Annotated in this window: 2 protein-coding genes; both read right to left on the reverse strand. The window is 72.7% G+C overall.

Annotation, left to right across the window (positions count from 1 at the left end; translation table 11 throughout):
• Positions 1–328: 328 nt before the first annotated feature.
• Complete coding sequence (locus tag H5J30_RS27775) at positions 329–1,321, reverse strand: electron transfer flavoprotein subunit alpha/FixB family protein (RefSeq protein WP_181790052.1); 993 nt, start codon at positions 1,319–1,321, stop codon at positions 329–331.
• Between the two features lie 57 nt (positions 1,322–1,378).
• Entirely contained in the window at positions 1,379–2,164 is a 786-nt protein-coding gene (locus H5J30_RS27780) for an electron transfer flavoprotein subunit beta/FixA family protein (RefSeq protein WP_181790053.1), read from the reverse strand.
• Positions 2,165–2,367: the final 203 nt, after the last annotated feature.

The following is a 2,367-nucleotide window of genomic DNA, read 5'->3' on the forward strand; positions in this document are numbered from 1 at the left end:
GCCACGGCACCGGCACGTCGGCGGTGATCCGCAGCAGCACCAGCAGCGCGTACGCCGCGGTGAACCGCGGCCAGGTGCTCGGCAGCCCGCCGTAGGGCGGACTCCACTCCCGTGCGCCCCGCGGCAGCCAGACGTACGGGCTCGTGCCACCGCTCCCGCTCATGCGCCGCATCCTCCCACGCGCTCGCGCGCCCCGACCACGGCGCCGCAGCGGCGCACCCGGTGCCTTCTCCGGGCACACGGAAGGCCCGCGGCGCACCGCGGGCCCTTCCGAACGGCAGTTGCTACGGCAGCGGGTACGGCGCTCGCGGCGAACCGCGTCCGCCGCTCAGCCCTTGCGGGCCTCGACCTCGCCGGTGAGCTGCGGGACGACGGCGAACAGGTCGCCGACCACGCCGTAGTCCACGAGGTCGAAGATGGGCGCCTCGCTGTCCTTGTTGACGGCCACGATCGTCTTCGACGTCTGCATGCCGGCCCGGTGCTGGATCGCACCGGAGATGCCGGCCGCGATGTAGAGCTGCGGGGAGACGGTCTTGCCGGTCTGGCCGACCTGGTGCGAGTGCGGGTACCAGCCCGCGTCCACCGCCGCCCGGGAGGCGCCGACGGCCGCGCCCAGGGAGTCGGCCAGCTCCTCGATGAGGTGGAAGTTCTCGGCGCCGTTGACGCCGCGGCCGCCGGAGACGACGATCGCCGCCTCGGTCAGCTCGGGGCGGCCCGTCGACTCGCGCGGGGTCCGGCCCACGACCTTCGTACCGGCCGCGGACTCGCCGAAGCCGAACGTCAGCTGCTCCACGGCGCTCTCGACCGGGGCGGCCTCGGGGGCGGCCGAGTTGGGCTTGACGGTGATGACCGGGGTGCCGCGCGAGACGCGCGAGCGGGTGGTGTACGCGGCGGCGAACACGGTCTGGGTGGCGACCGGGCCTCCCCCAGAGGCTTCGCCCTGGGCGGTGCCCCCATCGCCGGCCTCGACGTCCACGGCGTCGGTGATGATGCCGGAGCCGATCCGCACCGCGAGGCGGGCGCCGATCTCCTTGCACTCCACCGACGACGGCAGCAGCACGGCGGCCGGCTGCACGGCGTCGTACGCGGCCTTCAGGGCGTCGACCTTCGGCACGACGAGGTAGTCGGCGAACTCGGCGGCGTCGGCGGTCAGCACGCGCACCGCGCCGTGCTCGGCGAGCACGGGCGCCGCGGCGTCGACGCCGGAGCCCAGGTGGACGGCGACCGGGTCGCCGATCCGGCGGGCGAGGGTCAGCAGCTCCAGCGTCGGCTTGCGCACGGCGCCGTCGGCGTGGTCGACGTAGACGAGGACTTCACTCATGGATCTCGTTCTCCTGCGATACGAGGGCGGAAGGCGGAACGGCGGCGGGGACGCGGCTCAGATGAACTTCTGGCCCGCGAGGAACTCGGCGAGCTGCTTGCCGCCCTCGCCCTCGTCCTTGACGATCGTGCCGGCGGTGCGCGGCGGGCGCTTCGTGGCGTCCTCGACCTTGGTCCAGGCGCCCGCCAGGCCGACCTCTTCGGCGTCGATGCCCAGGTCGTCCAGGTCCAGGGTCTCCACCGGCTTCTTCTTCGCCGCCATGATGCCCTTGAACGAGGGGTAACGGGCCTCGCCGGACTGGTCGGTCACGGACACGACGGCCGGCAGCGACGCCTCCAGCTGCTCGCTGGCGGCGTCGCCGTCGCGGCGGCCGGTGACCTTGCCGTCGGCGACGGCGACGGTGGAGAGCTGGGTCACCTGGGGGACGCCCAGGCGCTCGGCGAGGATCGCCGGCAGCACGCCCATGGTGCCGTCGGTGGAGGCCATGCCGCAGACGACGAGGTCGTAGCCGACGTGTTCGACGGCCTTGGCCAGGACGAGCGACGTGCCCAGCGCGTCGGTGCCGTGCAGGTCGTCGTCCTCGACGTGCACGGCCTTGTCGGCGCCCATGGACAGGCCCTTGCGCAGCGCGTCGCGCGCGTCCTCGGGGCCCACGGTCAGCACGGTGATCTCCGCGTCGTCCGCGTCCTCGGAGATCTGCAGGGCCTGTTCGACCGCGTACTCGTCCAGCTCCGACAGCAGGCCGTCGACGGCCTCGCGGTCGGTGGTCAGGTCATCGGAGAAGTGCCGGTCGCCGGTGGCGTCGGGCACGTACTTCACACAGACAACGATCCTCAAGCTCACGCCGGCTCTCCTACCGCTTCGTATCGAGACACTGCCGTGCTGGCAGCATAGGCGCCATTCACGGCTGCCACCGGGCGGATCCGGTGGTCGCCGTCCAGTTTATTACTCGCCAGTAAACCCGTGCGCACACCCACCGTTCAAGGCCGCTCGGCTGTGACATTTCCTACGTGTCCCGCGGGCCCGTCGTGCTCCGCGCGCACCGC

The sequence above is a fragment of the Streptomyces phytophilus genome (genome assembly GCF_013870535.1).
GTDB classification, from domain to species: Bacteria; Actinomycetota; Actinomycetes; order Streptomycetales; family Streptomycetaceae; genus Streptomyces; species Streptomyces phytophilus.

Bases quoted from the DNA above. Each gene is read 5' to 3' on its own strand.
- H5J30_RS27775 (WP_181790052.1), bottom strand. From the start codon at position 1,321: ATGAGTGAAGTCCTCGTCTACGTCGACCACGCCGACGGCGCCGTGCGC.